Raw genomic sequence first — 18,774 nt, 5'->3', positions numbered from 1 at the left:
TGTTCCTCCCTTACTGTCCGTTTAACCATTTTTTAATTACTTTTGCAGTTCCTTCTACATGTTCTTTCGTAGCATCCTGCACTTGTTCATCTAACGTTGGTTCTTTCGGTTCTTCTGGTTCAGGTTTTGGCTCTGGCACTATTTTTTCTTCAGGAATTTCCAAGATACTTTCATTACTTGCAGCCACTTCCTCTTCTGCTAAGTATTCTTCATATTCCTCTTCTTCTTTCTTTCTCTTACGTCTTGCTAATAAGAACCATACTAGACCACCGATTGCTAATAAGCCAGCTGTAATTCCACCGAATAACCACCAGTTCATACCACTTTTTTCTGGCTCTTTCTCTTTTTCGGCTTTCGGCTGATCGAACTGAACAGTTACAACGTTAACTTGACCATTTATAAAGTTACCGTTCGGATCAGCTTGAAGTCCTGCCGCTGTTCCGATTGCTTCTTTAAAAGTTGTCATATCCATTCTACGTTTTACTAGCGTATCATTATCTACCCATACAACAACATTTGTTTTCGTTAATTCTGGGTGTTTCTTAATTGTTTCAACTGTTTTATCTATTTCATAGTTTTCGATTTTATTACCATTTTTATTATCATAGACAACTTTACCATTTTGATTATTGTTCGTACCGTAGTTTGGCACTTCACCGTTCGCTGTAATACCAGCACCTTGCTTCGTATCTGTCCCTTCTTGAGCAGTAGAACTTTCCTCTTGCTCTTGTTTACTACGAAGTACACCTTTATCACCATACTTTTCTGACTGACGTGTAACTTCATCGTAGTTTACAGATACTTTCGTATTCACTTTATATTCATTCGGTTTAAACATCGTCATTAACGTTGCATCAATATCTTGCTTTAATTTACCTTCAAGTTGATGCTGCATCTCTACTTCTTTCTCATAAGAAGAAGAACTACTAGAATGTGCTTCATCTGTCCCTTTTGAGATAACACCTTTTTTACTATCAATAACGCTTACTTCTTCTGCCTTTACACCAGGAACTGCTGCACTTATCATTTGCTGTATACCTGCAACTTGATCAGCTGTTAACAATTGGCCACGCTTCACTCCAACCGTAATCGCCGCTGTTCCTTTTGCTTTTTCTTCATCAAAAATTGTCTCTTTTTCAGGCAATGTAATTTGAACATTTGCCGTTTCAACTGTCGCAAAGTTTCTTACAATATCTTGCTCCAATTGCTTCTTCGTACCGACAATTTGCTTCATTTTTTTATCTTGCTCACTTGAACCGAGCGAGCTTTCTAATAAAATTTCCTCACCGCTTTTAGAATTAAACGGTAAGCCCATCCCATTCATTTCTTTTCGAACCCATGGAGCATCATTCTTTTGCACACGAATCGAACCATCGGCCGCTAATTGATAATCGACACCTAACTTCGATAATTCTGCTGTAATCTCTTGTTTATCTGTATCATTTAAATTTTGATATACAACAACATATTTATCTGGCAAGGTGAAGTATAAAAGTGCTCCTGTTACAATCGCTAAAAGCGCAGCACCAATTACTAACTTATGCCACGTTTTTAACGATTTGATAACATTTTTCATCTTTTCCATTTAAACACACCCGTCCACTTTCCTAAATTTGCATATTAATTAGTGACTTATAATTTTCAATAAGATTATCACGTACGAGAGCAGCCGTTTTCATTTGAGACTCAGCTTTCTTTTGCTGAATTAAAACGTCATGTGTTTCTCCTACCCCTTTAGTTAGTAAATCATATACTGCTGTTTGTGCATTGTTTTGCGTTTGATTCATATCTTCCAATAAATCAATAAACTTTTTCCCCGGAGCTACAGATGTTTCAGAAGTTTTCGGTGCACCAATTGACTGAATTGCTCCAAATGGTTGTGTATTTAACATTGGTTGGATTTTCATATTACTATCTTCCCCCTTATCCTCGGCCGATTTCTAAATCTTTATCAAGCATTTTTTTATTCGCATTTAATACACTCGTATTCGCTTCATACATTTTTTGAGCAACCATTACATTCGTCATTTCAGCAGTTACATCAATATTTGGATAACGTACATATCCTTCTTCATTTGCGTGCGGATGCGTCGGATCATACACTAAATTTTCTGTTTTGTCTGCTTCAATACTTTTTATTTTCACTCCGTTAGTAGGAGACCCATCTAACATACTTGCAAAACTATTATTTGATTCTAGCACCACACTACGACGCTCATATAAATCTGCCCCCGGAGCCGCCGTCGTATTCGCATTTACAATATTGTTAGAAGTAACTTCCATCCATTTTCTCGCTGTCGTTAGCCCTGAGCCACTTGCATTAATTGCCTGAAACATCCGTTGTCTCTCCTTCTACTTTTAACGTCCGCGTGCCGCTTGGTTAATTGCATATTGTGTATTAATTGCGTTAATTGAAATACCGTATAACTGATTTGTTTTCATTAAATCTAGCATTTCTGTCGTTACATCCACACTATTTCCGTCTTTATTCGTTTGCATTGATTTTGTTTGAATCTTTGCATATGTATTTTTCGTATTTACTGTCGGCAAGTGCATTTCATTCGTTTGATATAAATCTGGATTGCTCTTTAAATCAGCCGCATTGTTTTTATATAATGCACTACTTTTATTCATCTGCTCAGCAAATGTTACATCTTGTGCTTTATAGCCAGGTGTATTCGCATTTGCAATATTACTAGAAACAGTATTTCGTTTCGTCACTAAATAATTCATATAATGGCTTACATCACTCACTAAATCTGGCATATTCCACACCCTTCCTTTTCTAACGTAATGATCCACTGATAGAAGTTTCACTTCATTATTTATTTTCTTATATGCGTTTATTAAAATATTTACTATTATGTACCCTTACATATTTTATTCCATTTTTTCATTATTGTCTTTAGAAAAATACAAAAATATAAAAAAGAATGCAAAAAAACTGTATACACATAGTAATCTATAGAACATTTCAATATATAAACTACAAACTAAAGTCCATTTTTCTATTATTTAGATTACTATTATTTTTTCATCACAGTCATAAAATGAAACCTCAATCAGCGGAGTTCTTTATGTAAACGAAGGAATAGATCCCCTTTTAAAAGGGGGATCTGCTTCCAGACGTTATTATTAATATTTACCGTAAAATGAATTAGCCTTCATTCGCCCATCATTTGTCATAATCATTTCTTCCAAAATCTTTTGCTTATCTCGAATATGCTGAGCTGCCTTAATAATGAATGGGCTTACTTCTGCTGCAACTTGCGTACGTTTTTCTTCATCTAGTGTCATCATCCAACGATTTAACATCTCACTCTTCTCAGCAAACTCTTCATCTGACACTTGCAATTCACCGATTTCATTAAAACAGCCGACAAACGTTCGATAAATATCATTGTTCATTTTCAAGCGCTCCACGGTATCCGTCTATTAAATCCTGTAGCACTTGCACAATGGCATCAATATCTTTTACTTCACGCGTGACTTTCATCGTTTGAATTTGAATGCTAATCCAGTCATATAAACCAAATAAACTATCGTATAAATCTTTCGTAATATCAGGATTTAACTGGAGCTTCAACTCTTCAAATATACGTTCTAACTTTTCAAGAAGTTCATCACCCTCTTGAAGTTTGAATGCATTTAAAAATTCTTCCAATTTACGAAACTCAATGATGCATCTTTCATAAATAAATATTGTATTTTTAATTGGATTACTAGTCATAATATCATTTTGCATATAACGTTGCCATGCTTGCATACAATCACTTCCTCAGCTTTCATTAGTCATCACTTTTTGTTTTTGTCATTGCTTGAATTGTCTTCAACTGACTATCAAGCAATGCTAACTGACTTTCTAATTTTGCATATTTATCAATAATTGTTTTTTGTTTTTCCTTATTAACTGTATCAATATCTTGAATTTTTCTCTCTAAATCAGTTACTTGCTTTTCAATACTTTTAGAACGTTTCCCAATAATTCCTTCATCTCCAAATATCCCGTCTAACTTTTTCTCTGTATCATGACCTAAACCATTTAAACCAAAGAAAAATTGTTTCGTAGATTCCGGATTCTCTTTAAAAGCTGTTTTTAATTTTTCTTCATCAAGAGTCATATTACCCTTTTTATCAATTTGAATTCCAAAAGAAAATAAATACTTATCATCTTGGGAGAATTTAAAAATACCTGTCATTGCATTATTGATAGCAAATGACACATTATTCCCTTGCATTACTCCATTTTCTCCAGCAAATAAATCCAAACTTTTAACTGCCTTATTATACTCGTCTTTCATTTTTTTTATTAAATCTATTGAATTTTTTATATCAGAATCTTCAATAGTTAATTTTATTGGCTCTGTAGTTTCCTTTTCTAAATTAATAGTTAATCCTGGAATTGTATCAATCTTATTTGTTTTACTAGTTCCTTTTATTCCATTTATTGTATACTCAGCATTTATTGCTCCTGTCACTTGATGTGCAACAGCATTCGTTCCATCCGGATTTTTCGCAGAAGTAACTAGCCCTATATTTTGTAAAAAACCATTGGCGCCATCCGTTAATTTCAGCTCTCCAGCTTCTCCTGCAGTAGTCGATGTGAAAAATAGTTGATCCCCTAATGTATATACTGATGCACCAAAATTCCCATTATTTATCTTATTGACAAGATCTTTATATGCCATATCTTTTGAGATTTTAACTTCTTTTCCATTTATCTGAAATACATCATCTACTCCAAGTTTTAAATCTAAACTGAATTTTTGCTCCATACCTTCAGGAGTTTTTGAAGGAGTAAGTGGAGCTGTAGTTATTTGATGTCTTTCAGCTACCCGTTCTACTGTAATCGTGTATGTTCCAGGAATTGCAGCAGCGTCCGCTTGTGCTTTCATAAAGCCATCTTTGGATAGAGTTATTTTCTTTTCATCACCTTTAAATGCGGATAAATCTTTGAACACTTGTACAAGATTGCCAAATTCTTTTTTCATGCTTGCATACACGTTTTTTTCATTTGTTAATGTTTGTTTTTGTGTAGTATAAGGGGATTTTTTCATTTCCAATGCTTGTAACTCTAAATCTACTAACTTCTTTGTATCTATTATGTTATTTCCTAAATTCCATATTTGTTGTCTACCACCATAATCAGATATTGTTCCTGCCATATTTTTCACTCCTTATCATTTACATGTAATCTAAAATACTCGTTTTACTCATTGTACTAACAGCTTTTAATGTTGCTTCGTACGTTGCGTTTATATAAGCTAAATCAGAAATTGCGACCGCTAAATCAACATCCTCAATTTCTTTACGGTTTTCTTGAAGTGCTACATTTTGCTCGCTTAAAATTGTTTTAAACGTCTCCATTGTGTTCATTGTTGAACCAACTTCCGTTGTACGGTTAATGATGCCATCTAAGTTTTGCTTATTTCCTTCTAATAACGGTTTTAATGCTTTTTGGTCACCGTTTTGCATCGCTTCACTCATCTGTTTTAAAGTTTTTATAACAGGGGATAATAATGCTTCACCGTTACGGAACGCTTTGAATTCATAACCGTCATTTAGTTTCCAGTTCACATCATTTTTCCCACCCTGGTACGTACCATCTTCTGTAAATGGTGGATTTTCTGCACTATCACCACCGAAAATATAACGACCTTGTTCTTTTGTATTCGCTAAATAGACGACCTGTTTTAAAATTTGATCAATCTCTACACCAATAGCCTGCAATTCTTTTTCACTATTTGTACCATTTAATGCTTGTACTGTTAATTGGTCTGCTCTTGTTAAAGATTTCAAAACACCTTGTAAAGTATTTTCAGTTTGTGTTAATACATTTTTCGAATCCGCTATATCTTTCTGCATTTGCTCCATATTCGCCAATGAATGTTGAATCGCAAATGACTTACTTGCCGCAAGTGGATCTTCACTCATAAGAAGGTTTTTCTTCCCTGAAGTTACTTGATTTCGATGATATTGCTGTTGCACATTCAAATCCATTAACTGATTCTTTGCCCAGTTTGCATTTTGAAATGTAGATACTCTCATTTCTATCTCCTCCTTATATATTTCCAATCAATTATTATCACTTATCGAATAATTGAAAATAGACTATCAAACACTTCATTCATCGTAGTAATAGCTTTAGAATTCGCCACGAAGTATTTCTGGAAGGCCATTAAATTAACCATTTCTTCTTCCATATTTACGCCCTCAATGCTCATCTTTTCTTGCTGGATACCTTCTAATAAATCCTTATGAATATTTTGATATGCATTTACTGAACTTTTATCAGAGGCTACACCAACTAAAAATTGATCTAAGGCTTGCTTATATGTAAGTCCATCCTTATAGCCTTTATCTGTAATAGCCGCAAGGTTGTTGGCAGTTTCAGCCGAAATTTTCATTTTTGAAATATCTTTTATAAAATCAGGATTTAATTCAAGTTTCTTCGCATCTTCTCCTACAAAAAGCTCTTTCTTCATAGTATTATTCACTTGTTTTTTTAACGAATTTACAAACTCATTCAGATTATCTTTATAATTTGTAATCTTTGCTTTCGTATCAATTGCCGATAAAATTGTCCCACCACTTAATGGGATATCTGTTCCAGATATTTGTACAGACATTGGCTTTTTATCCTTCTGTAATTGAAGTGGATATGTATCTTGACCATTTACAGTTAAAACACCATTCATCCTAACACTTGCAATATTAGGATTTGTAGCTTCATAAGATACTTCTATATCTGCATACTGAGACATTTCTGTCATAATACGATCACGTTCATCTAATAGTTGATTTGGTACTTGTGTACCAGCTTGTCCAATTTTCTTGTTCGCTTCTGCTAAACTAGCAGCAAGTCGATTAAATTCATTAACATGCGCTTCAATATCTTCTGTCGTCTGTGCTTCCACTGTATCTAAGTTTTTCGCGAGACGACTTACTTGACTTGTGAACTTCCCCGTTTCAGCAATTAATGTATCGTAGTAATTTGATTGCTCCGGATTTTTTGCAACTTCACGAAAAGCATTGAAAAACCCATCCATTAAACTAGATAATGAATTTTTACCTGTCGTTCCTACCATAGACTCTACTCGCGACAAAGTAGAATTCATATATGCATAGTAAGAGAACTGTGACATTTGATCATTATATTGCTTTGTCTTCACTTCATCTGTAATACGATCAACACCTAATGTTTGTACACCATACCCTATTCTTTGTTCTGGTGCATACCCTTTACTCCCTCCAGCAGATCCGTAATTCACCATTTGACGAACATAACCCGGTGTATGAATGTTAGACAAGTTTTGTTTCGTTGTTTGTAACCCCATTTGAGCCGCTAACATACCCGATAGCGGTGTATTATAATCAGATAATCTCATAAAGCTTCACTTCTCCTTTACAATAGTTCGTTCATAAAGATTTGCGAATTATTGTTTCGCTCTAAGTTATATTCAGAAACAGAATCCACAATACTTTCTGTAGTTTTTAATAGTACGTTTAAGTAATATTGATTTTTCAAAAGAATCATTTTTACATTCTCTTCTAATTCAGTTACGTTTTTTTGTATTTCTTCCATTTTTTCAATTTCTTCTTGAGAAAAATACGAAAATAACGCACTTACACGAAACGATTCAACTCCTTGTTCTTTACAGAAATGAACAACCATTTCTTCAAATGAGCTTGATAACCCTTTTAAACCATCAATGTACTGCAATTGCTCTACTTGTAACTTTTGAACTGCATTTACATTTTTATTTTTTAAATTCTCATATATTTGCTCTCCAAGCGCTTGAATATTTTCATACGCTTTTTGAATAATAACGAGTTTTTCATATAATTGTATGTACATATAGCTTCCTTTCTTTTACAAGACTAAATTCACAATTAAACCATGGATTTCTCCAATTTGATTTAACATTTCTAAATGTCCTGTTTTCGTATTAATTAAATTCATAACATCTTCTAATTCATTCAATCCCATTTCTGCCTGTTTCACAATCGTCATTTTCTGTGAATATCCGTAACGTGGGTGACGAGACATGACATCTTTATACTGCAATACATTATCAACGTAAAAATTCAAAAATGATTTTACTGTATTTTTGTATTCCATTACATTATCAAGCGTTAATTCCATTTCAATTTTCTCTTTAATTTCTCCAATATTATCGACAAACGCTTCCATTTGTTCTAGTAATTTATCTTTTTTCGGATCTGCATGCAAATTATCCGAAAATGCAAGTCCTGTCCTGACATTTGCTTCTTTCGGCATTTGAGTAGCAGGCGGTATATGCGATAAAATTGGATTATGCGAGATAGAACGTAGCATATATATCACCTATTTATTTTTTTATTTCTTCCTAAACTTAATCGTAAAATCCAGTTATTTATAATTATACTCTGAACAGTAATATTTTGCAGTTATTTTTTATAAAAGATATGTTACAATTTAGCATGAGGTGGCACAATTCTATGAATATTTTCCTTTGTGGTTCAAATCAATTAACAGCATTAGATCAAGAAGAAATTAAAAAATTTTTAACTGACTATGCTCACAAACATAAAATTTACATATTATGTTATAAATCTATTGAAAATGAGGTTCTTCGTTTTTTCGTTGAGAATGAAAGACTCGCTCAAAATTTATGCCTTTACACGCTGCAACCATTGCAAGCAATAACAGATGAATTTCAAGAAGTCGTTGATTACTTAAAAAAACACGGAGCCGAATATGTTGCTTTCGATCATCCTTCTGACTCCATTTACCGAGCAGATTATATGTTTTTTGTTAAACAAATTATTGAAGACACTGATTTAGTTCTCTGTTTTTATAATGGGGACAAACATACATCTGTTATCCCTGTCGATGTTGCAAAAGAAGCAGGTATTGATGCTGTCATTTATGATTTACCAGGATTACATGAAAAGCAAATGAAAAAAAGCTTTGAACAAAAAATTCGTATGATGTAAAGGGGGAGGCACAATATCATTATTGTGCCCATTGTAAATATGATAATTGAACAAAATTATGATCATTTTATCGCGAGTTTTAAACAACAATTCAATATGGATATCGCTTCTTATAAACAAGATAGAATGCGCCGTAGAATCGATGCTTTCATTTCGAGAAAAGGCTTCGACAACTACACTAATTTTTTAAACAAATTACGCGCTGATCAAAATTTATTTTTAAATTTTATTGACTATATTACAATTAACGTTTCAGAGTTTTTTAGAAATAAAGAACGCTGGCAAACTTTAGAGTCGAAAGCACTACCAAAATTACTCGAACAAAATAGCGGAAAATTAAAGGTATGGAGTGCCGCTTGCGCTGCTGGTGAAGAACCGTACACACTCTCTTTAATTTTATCAAAGCATCTAGCTCCATTTCGTTTTGAAATTCAAGCAACAGATCTTGATTTTCATATTTTAGAAACCGCAAAACGCGGTCAATATACAGAACGTTCTCTGAAGGAATTACCTAATGATTTGAAAGAACGTCATTTCACAAAAGAGAATGATATATATTCATTGCATCAAAACATTAAACAAAACGTTACGTTCAAACAGCACGACCTTTTAATGCAGTCGTTCGATACAAATTATGATTTGATTATTTGTCGTAACGTAATGATTTATTTTACAGAAGAAGCAAGAGTAAAACTTTATGAAAAATTTAGTCGTTCTTTACGAAAAGGCGGTGTACTATTTGTTGGTAGTACGGAACAAATTTTAACACCCGAACGTTACAATCTTCAGCGATTTGATACATTCTTCTACGAAAAAATATAAAAAAGGTCGTCACAATGGAGTGACGACCTTTTTACATAACTCGAATTAAAATAATACCGACAATCCATATAAAGAGAAAAAGAAACGTCATAGACCATTTATGTTCTTGCACCGTATGTTTCAACACCTGTGACAATTGTGTCATGTTCATTTCCGCAAGCGCTCTCCATACACTTACATCCCGATCTTTAGCAATGCGGTCTGTAACGCTAATTAAAATTGTTTCGTTAGACAATTTCGTTATATAAGCAGTAATAACCGTTACCATCAAATTTATATTTCCTTCTGAAGAATCACTTTCCACTCTAGAGATAAGTGCACTCACATCTAATAACGGAATATGTACTTTTCTACCAAATGATAGTTGTACTTCAGCGAAATCATATGTTCCATCTAACAAAGGAAGTTCTTTTATATGCGCCTGCTTAACAAGCCCTTGTAGGCTTCTAATTACTTGTTCAAATATTTTTTCTGTTTGCTTACCTTCTCCGGATAACGTATGTAACTTTTTAAAAAGTTGTAACACTGTATCCATCTCTTTAGAAAGCATTTCCTTCATAATCTTTCCATCACTTAAACTTGCAAGTAAAATACCTATTTCATTATTTTTCGAAATAATTTTAGACTGTCCAGTAAACACTAAATTGCTACGCTTTCGTTCTTTCTGGATTTCATGCTCCGAAATAGCTGCAGGCTGTTTTAATGGTTGTAACGCCTTATCTTCAATTGTCGTACGTTTAATCTCCATTTAAGCGCCTCCACTACTATGAAATAATTAGCCCCATTCTTTATTACTCTTTAAAACTAAAAACAGTACGAATAAACCTGACATGATAGTAAACACATCAGAAGCTTGCACTCCCTGTTCACCTTTTTCTTCTTTCTTGTCTTTCGGTTCTTCTTTTGGTTCTTTCTTTTTAGAGACAACTTGTTTGTTATTTTTCTCTTTTTGGTCCTTCGCCTTATGTACTTCCTTGTTGTCTTCGAACGGCTCTTTTATAACGTAAGTAAATTCCTCTTTCTCTTTCAACGGTTCTTTTATAAACTTATTTACTATCTCATCTTGCTTCGGAATTTGAACAACTGGCAATTTTTCTTCTGGAAGCGGGTTTTTGACTTTCAAATCTTCTTGCTTCTCATTTTCTTTCTTATCTTCTAATTCATTTTCTAGTTTATTATCTAATTTATCTTCTTTCTCTTTCTCTTCTATCTTTTTATCATCTTCGTTTTTTGGTGCCAAAACAGAAATGATATATTCACTTTTCTCAACAAGTTTATTACCTGCTGCATCTATTATCTCTACAAGTAATTCATATGGACCAGCCGGCAATGCTTCTGTTATTTCAAATACTTTTTGCCAATCCATATCATGCTTGTTGTAGTCTAATAAAAACGAAAGCTCTTTATTTTCTTTCCCTTTTAATGTAACGCGCACTTCTTTTACAACCGATTCTATATCTGACGCTTTTACTCGTATATGTATAGAATCTCCCTGTTTTCGTTCAACTAAGTTCTCTTTCACTTCATCAATAGTAACTTTCTGTAACTTTGGCAATTCTTTATCTATAGTTGGCGTTTCATTTTTAATACGAATGAGCGGGACTTTCACTTCATTTTTTATGAGCTCTTCTTTCTCATTCTCTTTGTAACTTTGAACGAGCTGAAGATTCCAATCACCTTGCAAATCAAAATCCCCTGCTTTATAGTTAGCAACCCAGCTCTTCGTTTCTTCATCATACTCAAAAGATAACATTCTTTCTTGCGCATATTGCTCGCCATTTTTTTGTAACTGCAATATACCTTTCATACTTTGAATGTTTTTTCCATTCGGTTCTACAGCAATTCGCACCTCTTCGCCAACTTTAAGCTCCAGCTTATTTACTGTAATAATTCCCTGTTCTGTTTCTATCTTTCTTTCACTCAATTGTTTATTTGCTACTTCTTGTTGTTCTGCTTCTTTTTGTTTCTCTTCATCTTGTTTCGTTTCCACTTGCTCTGGCGGTTCTTGAGATTCCTTATTTTCTTCTTGTACATTCACTTCACTTATTTTTTGATCTGGCTCAATTTGTTCCTCAGCCTGACTTTGCAAGGGGAAGAACAAGCACACATGTATGCATAGCCAACTCATTAGAAAAAACTTTACGTTTTTCATCTACTAGTTCAAACTCCTATTTCAATGCCTTATAGTGATTTCGTCACTTTTACTCCGAAAAATCCATCTACATTTACAAGTTCACCATACGCCACTAATACATCATTTACATAAATACGAATTGGTTCATCAATATCCTCATCTAGTACAACTGCTTCATTTTCTTGTAAACTTAATATATCTTGAATCGTTTTCACTGTACTTCCAAATACAAATTTCACGTTCATTTCTACATTTTGTAGAATGGACGTGTCCATATATACTGGTTCCATTTGTTTTACTTCTTTAAATTCAATAGGTTGCACAACTGGTTCTACAATTTTTTCTTCTTCAATTTCTTCTGTGGCAATCTCTTCTTCTTCCACCATTGGATACAGAAGTCGCCTTACCATTTCTTTCGCTTCAGAAATTGGCAAAATTTGATACATTTTCGATTGAAGCAGATCACCAATTTCAAGATTGAACGTAATTTGAACGAGTTCGTCCACTTCCATTGACTCTCCCAAATACTCCATTTCTTCTTTTAACGTTACAAATTTAACATTTGGCGGCGTCATGTCCATTTTTTCTTGGAACATTTCTGACATCGCCGTAGCAGCGTGACCCATCATTTGGTTCATAATTTCTTTAATACCGCTCAGTTCTAATTCAGTAAGCTCTTTTTCCGGATCAACTTCCCCTGTTCCCATCATCATTAAATCTACCATTGTTAAGGCGACATCTTTCGTAAATACGAATACATTCTCATTCTTTAGCCCTTCAACAAAATCAACATTTAAAATAACAAATGGCACTGGTACTCCATCATAATGACGAACATTGATTGCTTCCACATTTGGTGTACTAATTGTAACTGGCTGATTTAAAAGCGTTGACAATACTGTTGAAGCGGAACCAATTGAAATATTTGCAATTTCACCAAGCACATCTTTCTCTTCTTGTGTTAAATGCTCTTTTTCAACTTCTTCTACAATCTTAGTTTCCACTACTTCTGCTGGCTCGTCTTTTTCTTCTACTCCACCAGATAATTGCATTAATTTATTTACCATTTGTTTCGCATGCTCAACTGAAACAATTTGTACAAGTTTAGAGTTTACAAGATTATCTATCTTTAAATCAAACGACACTTTAACAATCGTATGATTCCCATCGATTTCAGAGATTTTCTCCATTTCTTCTGATAACTTTACAACATTAATCGTCGGCGGAGACATATCTACTGTATCTTGGAAGAATTCCGACATAGATGTAGCTGCGAATCCCATCATTTGATTCATCGCTTCTTGTACAGCACTTAGTTCTAATTCACCAAGTTCTTTTCCATCCTCCACTTCACCTGTTCCCATCATCATTAAATCAGCAATGGACAATGCAACATCTTGTTTAAGAACAAGAAGGTTTTCCATATCTAATCCTTTTGTAAAATGAATGTTTAATACAACATGTGGAACTTCGACATCTCTTGAATCATATAAATCTACCAACTCTATGCGAGGAGCAGTAATGCTTACTTGCCTATTTAAAATCGTTGATAATACAGTCGAAGCTGAACCAAATGATATATTTGCAATTTCGCCAAGAATATCGCATTCTTGAGGCGTTAAATGCTCATTTTCTTTTTCTAGCACAATCGTGCTCGTATCCCCTTTTGTGTGTTGCTCAGGCATTTTCCCTGCCTCCTCATTTCTGTTTTTCTATCAAATAATATAAACTCTCATTTGATTTTAGCAAACTTATTATATAAAACGTTAATATGTATGTATTCCCATTATTAGATTAGTAACGATTAGCCAAAAAGCTCCCCAATTGTATACAAGTGGGGAGCTTTCCTTCATTCCTATTATAAACCTTCTGGGTTTAAAATGAGGACCACTCGTCCATCACCGAGAATCGTCGCACCAGAGAAATAGTTAGAACTCTCTGCAAAGAAGTCACCTAATGACTTTAAGACTATTTCTCTTTGACCGATAATTGTGTTTACAATAAGTCCATAGCTGCGATGTGTATTACGAACAATTAACACAGGAACCATTTGACCATCATATGACGCAAACGCCTCATCTACTGTTTTTTCACCAAATACAGTACTTAAATGTTTCACTTCAATAATTTGATTACGATAATTTAACACATCTTTTCCTTGTAAGGATTGGATGTCTTCTCTCTTAATTCGAATTGCTTCAACGATATTTCCAAGAGGTAAAGCATAGCGCTTATCATTCGTTTGAACAAGCATAGATTGAATAATAGACAACGTTAACGGAAGTTCAATTCTAAATGTACTTCCCTTTCCTTCCTCAGAATCAATGATTAAATGTCCACCTAAACTATGAATCGTATGTTTTACAACATCTAATCCGACACCGCGTCCAGAAAGATCTGATACAACTTCAGCTGTACTAAATCCTGGTTGGAAAATAAGATCAAACACTTCACGATCTGTTAATCTATTTGCATCTGCTTCAGTTACAACGCCATTTTTAATCGCTTTTTCTAATACTTTCCCTTTATTAATACCGTTTCCATCATCCGTAATTTGAATAACGACATGATTTCCACTATGAAAGGCTTCTAATTTAATAGTACCTGTCTCATTTTTACCTGCATCACGTCGTTTTTCAACAGTTTCAACACCATGATCGATTGCATTTCGAATTAAATGAACGAGCGGATCACCGATTTCATCAATAACAATTTTATCTACTTCAGTATCTTCACCTGTAATTTGTAAATCGATTTTTTTCCCTAAATCTTTCGCTAACATACGTACCATACGTGGGAAACGATTGAACACAGTTTCAATCGGCACCATACGCATATTTAATAGTACGTTTTGAATATCTTTTGAAATATCGCCTAATCGATTTAAATGTTCAATTAACTCCTTGTTTTGAATCGTTTGAGCCAATTCATCAATGCGCCCACGTTCAATTACACTTTCTTCAAACATATTCATTAATCTTTCGATTTTCTCTAATTGAACACGAATTGAACGATTCTCCACTTTAGCATTTTTCGTTTTTGTAGTACTTTTAGCTGGCATAGCACTTGTAGGTTGATTCGTTGCCACTATCGGTGATTCTATCTGCGTAGCCACAGCTGGTTGTAGCATTTCTTCTCCTTGCACAACTTCTTGTGTAACAACTTTTTTAGAAGCTACTTCCCTCGATATAGGTTCTCCTTGCTTTACTTCCACTTTCTCAATTTCAGAAACATGAAGTACTACTTGTTTCAATTCTTCTATACTACAATCAGTATCCATAAATACTGTAAATTCAAATCCGAAAGCATCTGCTTCAATTTCTTCAATACTCGGAGCTGTTTTTTGTATATTCCCTACATTCTGCAATGCTTCAATACACATAATGGCACGTACTGCTTTTAAAATTGCTTGCTGTTCAACTGTTATATGCACTTCATGTGAAACTGCATCATCGTTGTCTATATGATTTTGCTCTACATGTTCCGTAGGAGTTTCTACATTTCCGTTCAATAATGCTTCTAATTTCTGTTTAGTTGAGACTACATCAATATTGCCCATTCCACCTTGTTGCACATCTGCAACCATCTTCTCCAAATTATCAATGCACTCAAAAATCACATCAATAATATCCGCATTTACAACTATATTTCCATGACGAATTTCATCTAACACATTTTCCATCTTATGCGTTAAATCAGCCATCTCTGTAAATTCCATACTCGCAGACATACCTTTGAATGTATGAGCGGAGCGGAATATTTCTCCTACAACATCCATATCAGCAGGATTTTGCTCTAACACTAGCACATTTTCATTTAGCGACTGTAAATGTTCTTCTGACTCTTCGAAAAATATATTTAATAGATCTGTTTGCATTTTTATCCCCTACCTGTCTAACAAACATTTCATTTATGTATAACAATTTAGTGTTTTATAATGAGAAAAAAGGGGGCCACACGTCGATCCGCTATCACTGTTTTGATTCCTTGTGGCACCCCTTCTATATTAACTATTTGCTACTTTTGTTAAAGCTTCAATTACACGATCCGCTTGGAATGGCTTTACAATAAAGTCTTTTGCCCCGCCCTTAATTGCATCTAATACCATACCTTGTTGTCCCATTGCAGAACAAATAACAACCTTTGCACTTGAATCAATTTTAATAATTTCTTTTAATGCTTCAAGCCCGTCCATTTCTGGCATAGTAATATCTAATGTTACAATATCAGGTTGAAGTTCTTTATATTTTTGAATTGCTTCTACCCCATTCTCTGCTTCGCCGATAACTTCAAATTCAGCATTACTTTTTAATAAGTTTTTAATCATCGTTCGCATAAACATCGCATCGTCTACTACTAAAATTTTATGTGCCATTCTTTTTAATTCTCTCCTTCTATGTATAAATATATCTTAATATTTCACCTTATCATTCTCACTCATTATACAAAATAAAATGATAAAATTTAATATTTTTTTAAAAGAATTTTCGTATTTTTATTATTTTATTATTAAAATAATAATATACTACTCTTTTATATAAATAACAACGCGACGGTTTTTTTCCCAGTTTTGCGGTGAATCATTTGGTACAATTGGCTTTGTGTCTGCATATCCTACCGCAGCTAGCCTTTTATCATCCACATTATACACTTCAATTAAATGGTGAATCATATTTGCCGCTCGTGCTGAAGATAACTCCCAATTAGAAGGGAATTTCTCGTTATGAATAGGTCTACTATCTGTATGTCCCTCTACAACAATTGGGTTAGGTACGGATTGAAAAAATCCAACTAATTGACTTATTATCCCTTTCGCTTCAGGCTTAACGTTCGCATCGCCTGTATCAAATATTAAATTATCTACTATAACGACGCTTACCCCTGTATCCTCTCGATATACATTCACTTGACTAATACCGTTATTATCTACATACGCTTTCAACTTCTTATATAATTCATCCATTCTCTTTTTTGAGATCATTTTTTCATCATTTTTTTCATGTGAAATATCTGGTATTGTATTTTCCATTACTTTTGCATCTACTTGCCCCGTATCACTAAACTTTTCAAGCATCTTTGACAATTTTACTGCATCTTGCTTTGATGTAGCAACTAGTAATACAAAGAAAGTTAATAATAACATCGTTAAATCTGTAAAAGTCGTCATCCAACGAGGCGATCCCTTTTGCGGTCCTTTACTCATCATACCACTCCTTGAAATATTAGGCTGCTCCTTTTACCTTTTTTACCTTTGTTTCGTATACGTATGTATCCAGTTTCAACTTTAATTTAGAAGGGATTTGTCCGCGATACAATTCTGAAATTGCTTCTATTACAAACTTCTTCTCTGTATATAAATCTTCAATACCACGGTATACTTTTTCCGACAGAGGGATTGCAATCATATTCGCAAGTACAGACCCATATAATGTCGTTAACATCGCAACTGCCATCCCTGTACCAATTTGCGATGTATCTTGTAAGTTTTGGAGCATAATGATAAGACCGATTAACGTACCAATCATTCCCCAAGCTGGAGCAAAATCACCAATTTTATCTAATAATGCCGCTCCTTTTCTTAACTCATACACTTCCGTTTCAATATCTTTCAATAACACTTCTTTTAATTCATCTTCATCGTAACCGCTTAACATTAATCGAATTCCTTTTTGAATAAAAGGATTGTCTACTTGCTCTCCATCAACCTCTAAAGAAAGCAAGCCGTTCTTTTTAGACTTTTTTGAAAAATCAACAAACAAATCCGTTAACTGTTCTAAATCTTCTTCTCTTCTATGTAAAACAGTGAAAATACTTTTCGTATATTTTTTTATTTCTCCAAATCGATATGCCACAACAATTGTCGCTGTTGTTCCCCCTATGACAATTAAAATAGATGAAATATCTAAAAAGTTTTTGAAAGCTTTTATTCCACCGCCACCAAGCATAATCGCCGCTATCACTATGATGAAACCTACTATAATGCCCACTGGGCTAGAAATATCAAACTTCCTTTTTCTTCTTTGTGGTCTAGCCAATACTTGATTTTTTTCTCCCATATTTCTGCCCTTTCCTTTCCATTTTCATATAACATTTTTTTATTTTAATAATACGTTTTCATATATAACATGTATTATACGCTTATCATCTGTTTATCGCAATATACTCATGAAATTGACACATTTCATTTCTATATTAGAATTATGGTATAAAAACATGAGGAGGCTCACGATGGAACACAACATTTTACAAGTCATTGCATTAGCAGAAAAACTAAAATATGAAATGCGACATAGCTGGCTTTCCAACGGGCGTCAAGAAAGTGTTGCCGAACATACATGGCGTATGTCTCTAATGGCCATTTTAGTTGAACCTTATTTGGATCAAAAAGTAAATATTGAGAAATTACTTAAAATGGTTATTATTCACGACCTAGTCGAAGCCGAAGCTGGTGATATCCCTGCATTTGATACGATGAATAGTCACGAATTACAGCTACAAAAACAAAAAAATGAACTAGAAGCTATTTTAAATATTAAACAAACGTTAACAGGTTCTCTCGGTGAGGAATTATATGACTTATGGATGGAGTTTGAAGCAAAAGATACGTACGAAGCAAAAGTTGCTAATGCACTCGATAAACTTGAGGTGAAAATCCAGCATAACGAAGCTGATATTGATACGTGGCTACCAATTGAACATAAAATGACATTCCAAGTAGCAAAGCATACAAACTTTGATTCTTTCCTATCTAAATTACAAAAAATTATTGAACAAGATGGAGAAAAGAAGTTAATTGCTGCCGGCATTGATGTTGAAGCATGCAAGCTATAATGAAATAA

At 33.9% G+C, this 18,774-nt stretch carries 21 protein-coding genes; 3 read left to right on the top strand and 18 right to left on the bottom strand.

The window, feature by feature from the left end:
* Nucleotides 1-10: 10 nt before the first annotated feature.
* The 11 genes from fliF to ATL10_RS02575 all read right to left on the bottom strand — a co-directional run bounded on the left by fliF (nucleotide 11) and on the right by ATL10_RS02575 (nucleotide 8,338).
* Nucleotides 11-1,585 carry a flagellar basal-body MS-ring/collar protein FliF gene (gene fliF, locus ATL10_RS02625; protein ID WP_097924895.1) on the bottom strand — a complete coding sequence of 525 codons (1,575 nt, stop codon included), beginning with the start codon at nucleotides 1,583-1,585 and terminating at the stop codon, nucleotides 11-13.
* A 22-nt stretch (nucleotides 1,586-1,607) separates the two neighbouring features.
* Complete coding sequence (gene fliE, locus ATL10_RS02620; RefSeq protein WP_016082181.1) at nucleotides 1,608-1,907, bottom strand: flagellar hook-basal body complex protein FliE; 300 nt, start codon at nucleotides 1,905-1,907, stop codon at nucleotides 1,608-1,610.
* A 16-nt stretch (nucleotides 1,908-1,923) separates the two neighbouring features.
* Nucleotides 1,924-2,337, bottom strand: a complete 414-nt coding sequence (gene flgC / locus ATL10_RS02615) for a flagellar basal body rod protein FlgC (RefSeq protein WP_065482994.1) — start codon at nucleotides 2,335-2,337, stop codon at nucleotides 1,924-1,926.
* A 21-nt stretch (nucleotides 2,338-2,358) separates the two neighbouring features.
* Entirely contained in the window at nucleotides 2,359-2,817 is a 459-nt protein-coding gene (gene flgB / locus ATL10_RS02610; RefSeq protein WP_372587740.1) for a flagellar basal body rod protein FlgB, read from the bottom strand.
* Nucleotides 2,818-3,135: 318 nt separating this feature from the next.
* Nucleotides 3,136-3,408 (bottom strand): flagellar biosynthesis protein FlgG, encoded by a 273-nt coding sequence (locus ATL10_RS02605; protein WP_142669924.1) that lies wholly within the window; start codon nucleotides 3,406-3,408, stop codon nucleotides 3,136-3,138.
* Entirely contained in the window at nucleotides 3,398-3,766 is a 369-nt protein-coding gene (locus ATL10_RS02600) for a flagellar export chaperone FliS (protein WP_097853422.1), read from the bottom strand. Before ATL10_RS02600 ends, ATL10_RS02605 begins: the two co-directional genes overlap by 11 nt.
* Before the next feature lie 22 nt (nucleotides 3,767-3,788).
* Nucleotides 3,789-5,165, bottom strand: coding sequence for a flagellar hook-associated protein 2 (locus ATL10_RS02595; RefSeq protein WP_110496385.1), 1,377 nt, complete (start codon nucleotides 5,163-5,165; stop codon nucleotides 3,789-3,791).
* A 19-nt stretch (nucleotides 5,166-5,184) separates the two neighbouring features.
* Nucleotides 5,185-6,048, bottom strand: coding sequence for a flagellar hook-associated protein 3 (locus ATL10_RS02590; RefSeq protein ID WP_053564845.1), 864 nt, complete (start codon nucleotides 6,046-6,048; stop codon nucleotides 5,185-5,187).
* Between the two features lie 41 nt (nucleotides 6,049-6,089).
* A complete protein-coding gene (gene flgK / locus ATL10_RS02585) occupies nucleotides 6,090-7,388 on the bottom strand; it encodes a flagellar hook-associated protein FlgK (protein WP_001239702.1) in 1,299 nt (432 codons plus the stop codon).
* A gap of 17 nt (nucleotides 7,389-7,405) precedes the next feature.
* Nucleotides 7,406-7,858 (bottom strand): hypothetical protein, encoded by a 453-nt coding sequence (locus ATL10_RS02580; protein ID WP_110496383.1) that lies wholly within the window; start codon nucleotides 7,856-7,858, stop codon nucleotides 7,406-7,408.
* 15 nt (nucleotides 7,859-7,873) lie between these two features.
* Nucleotides 7,874-8,338, bottom strand: a complete 465-nt coding sequence (locus ATL10_RS02575) for a YaaR family protein (RefSeq protein ID WP_000946323.1) — start codon at nucleotides 8,336-8,338, stop codon at nucleotides 7,874-7,876.
* 143 nt (nucleotides 8,339-8,481) lie between these two features.
* Between ATL10_RS02575 and ATL10_RS02570 the strand changes: the two genes are divergently transcribed.
* Complete coding sequence (locus ATL10_RS02570) at nucleotides 8,482-8,979, top strand: flagellar motor switch protein FliG (RefSeq protein WP_110496381.1); 498 nt, start codon at nucleotides 8,482-8,484, stop codon at nucleotides 8,977-8,979.
* A gap of 39 nt (nucleotides 8,980-9,018) precedes the next feature.
* Nucleotides 9,019-9,801: a protein-glutamate O-methyltransferase CheR gene (gene cheR, locus ATL10_RS02565; protein ID WP_141553446.1), complete on the top strand. Its 783-nt coding sequence runs from the start codon at nucleotides 9,019-9,021 to the stop codon at nucleotides 9,799-9,801.
* A gap of 31 nt (nucleotides 9,802-9,832) precedes the next feature.
* Here cheR and ATL10_RS02560 read toward each other — a convergent pair whose 3' ends face one another.
* The 7 genes from ATL10_RS02560 to ATL10_RS02530 form a co-directional block, all read right to left on the bottom strand.
* Nucleotides 9,833-10,549: a hypothetical protein gene (locus ATL10_RS02560; protein ID WP_097960343.1), complete on the bottom strand. Its 717-nt coding sequence runs from the start codon at nucleotides 10,547-10,549 to the stop codon at nucleotides 9,833-9,835.
* 27 nt (nucleotides 10,550-10,576) lie between these two features.
* Nucleotides 10,577-11,953: a transglycosylase gene (locus ATL10_RS02555; RefSeq protein ID WP_090975993.1), complete on the bottom strand. Its 1,377-nt coding sequence runs from the start codon at nucleotides 11,951-11,953 to the stop codon at nucleotides 10,577-10,579.
* A gap of 29 nt (nucleotides 11,954-11,982) precedes the next feature.
* Complete coding sequence (locus ATL10_RS02550; protein WP_098836188.1) at nucleotides 11,983-13,620, bottom strand: flagellar motor switch protein; 1,638 nt, start codon at nucleotides 13,618-13,620, stop codon at nucleotides 11,983-11,985.
* 173 nt (nucleotides 13,621-13,793) lie between these two features.
* The gene (locus ATL10_RS02545; protein ID WP_098289665.1) at nucleotides 13,794-15,812 is read right to left on the bottom strand and encodes a chemotaxis protein CheA; all 2,019 of its coding nucleotides are present in this window, start codon (nucleotides 15,810-15,812) and stop codon (nucleotides 13,794-13,796) included.
* 129 nt (nucleotides 15,813-15,941) lie between these two features.
* Complete coding sequence (locus ATL10_RS02540; RefSeq protein ID WP_000940568.1) at nucleotides 15,942-16,310, bottom strand: response regulator; 369 nt, start codon at nucleotides 16,308-16,310, stop codon at nucleotides 15,942-15,944.
* 150 nt (nucleotides 16,311-16,460) lie between these two features.
* On the bottom strand, nucleotides 16,461-17,138 hold the full coding sequence (locus tag ATL10_RS02535) for an OmpA family protein (protein WP_000033627.1): 678 nt from the start codon (nucleotides 17,136-17,138) through the stop codon (nucleotides 16,461-16,463).
* Nucleotides 17,139-17,157: 19 nt separating this feature from the next.
* The gene (locus ATL10_RS02530) at nucleotides 17,158-17,991 is read right to left on the bottom strand and encodes a flagellar motor protein MotP (RefSeq protein WP_000504186.1); all 834 of its coding nucleotides are present in this window, start codon (nucleotides 17,989-17,991) and stop codon (nucleotides 17,158-17,160) included.
* 172 nt (nucleotides 17,992-18,163) lie between these two features.
* Here ATL10_RS02530 and ATL10_RS02525 point away from each other — a divergent pair, with 172 nt between their 5' ends.
* Nucleotides 18,164-18,766 carry an HD domain-containing protein gene (locus ATL10_RS02525; protein ID WP_110496379.1) on the top strand — a complete coding sequence of 201 codons (603 nt, stop codon included), beginning with the start codon at nucleotides 18,164-18,166 and terminating at the stop codon, nucleotides 18,764-18,766.
* Nucleotides 18,767-18,774: the final 8 nt, after the last annotated feature.

Source organism: Bacillus sp. 196mf (genome assembly GCF_003217275.1).
Taxonomy (GTDB): domain Bacteria; phylum Bacillota; class Bacilli; order Bacillales; family Bacillaceae_G; genus Bacillus_A; species Bacillus_A thuringiensis_S.
Note: the sequence above shows the minus strand (reverse complement) of the source record. Positions and strands in the feature narration are given on the sequence as shown.

Excerpts from the sequence above, each read along its gene's own strand:
- fliE (WP_016082181.1), bottom strand. The coding sequence starts at position 1,907 with ATGAAAATCCAACCAATGTTAAATACACAACCATTTGGAGCAATTCAG.
- ATL10_RS02550 (WP_098836188.1), bottom strand. The coding sequence starts at position 13,620 with ATGCCTGAGCAACACACAAAAGGGGATACGAGCACGATTGTGCTAGAA.
- ATL10_RS02595 (WP_110496385.1), bottom strand. The coding sequence starts at position 5,165 with ATGGCAGGAACAATATCTGATTATGGTGGTAGACAACAAATATGGAAT.
- ATL10_RS02540 (WP_000940568.1), bottom strand. The coding sequence starts at position 16,310 with ATGGCACATAAAATTTTAGTAGTAGACGATGCGATGTTTATGCGAACG.
- ATL10_RS02590 (WP_053564845.1), bottom strand. The coding sequence starts at position 6,048 with ATGAGAGTATCTACATTTCAAAATGCAAACTGGGCAAAGAATCAGTTA.
- ATL10_RS02525 (WP_110496379.1), top strand. The coding sequence starts at position 18,164 with ATGGAACACAACATTTTACAAGTCATTGCATTAGCAGAAAAACTAAAA.
- ATL10_RS02580 (WP_110496383.1), bottom strand. The coding sequence starts at position 7,858 with ATGTACATACAATTATATGAAAAACTCGTTATTATTCAAAAAGCGTAT.
- ATL10_RS02570 (WP_110496381.1), top strand. The coding sequence starts at position 8,482 with ATGAATATTTTCCTTTGTGGTTCAAATCAATTAACAGCATTAGATCAA.
- cheR (WP_141553446.1), top strand. The coding sequence starts at position 9,019 with ATGATAATTGAACAAAATTATGATCATTTTATCGCGAGTTTTAAACAA.
- fliF (WP_097924895.1), bottom strand. The coding sequence starts at position 1,585 with ATGGAAAAGATGAAAAATGTTATCAAATCGTTAAAAACGTGGCATAAG.
- ATL10_RS02575 (WP_000946323.1), bottom strand. The coding sequence starts at position 8,338 with ATGCTACGTTCTATCTCGCATAATCCAATTTTATCGCATATACCGCCT.
- flgC (WP_065482994.1), bottom strand. The coding sequence starts at position 2,337 with ATGTTTCAGGCAATTAATGCAAGTGGCTCAGGGCTAACGACAGCGAGA.
- ATL10_RS02605 (WP_142669924.1), bottom strand. The coding sequence starts at position 3,408 with ATGAACAATGATATTTATCGAACGTTTGTCGGCTGTTTTAATGAAATC.
- ATL10_RS02560 (WP_097960343.1), bottom strand. The coding sequence starts at position 10,549 with ATGGAGATTAAACGTACGACAATTGAAGATAAGGCGTTACAACCATTA.
- flgK (WP_001239702.1), bottom strand. The coding sequence starts at position 7,388 with ATGAGATTATCTGATTATAATACACCGCTATCGGGTATGTTAGCGGCT.
- ATL10_RS02555 (WP_090975993.1), bottom strand. The coding sequence starts at position 11,953 with ATGAAAAACGTAAAGTTTTTTCTAATGAGTTGGCTATGCATACATGTG.
- ATL10_RS02530 (WP_000504186.1), bottom strand. The coding sequence starts at position 17,991 with ATGGGAGAAAAAAATCAAGTATTGGCTAGACCACAAAGAAGAAAAAGG.
- ATL10_RS02545 (WP_098289665.1), bottom strand. The coding sequence starts at position 15,812 with ATGCAAACAGATCTATTAAATATATTTTTCGAAGAGTCAGAAGAACAT.
- ATL10_RS02535 (WP_000033627.1), bottom strand. The coding sequence starts at position 17,138 with ATGAGTAAAGGACCGCAAAAGGGATCGCCTCGTTGGATGACGACTTTT.
- ATL10_RS02600 (WP_097853422.1), bottom strand. The coding sequence starts at position 3,766 with ATGCAAGCATGGCAACGTTATATGCAAAATGATATTATGACTAGTAAT.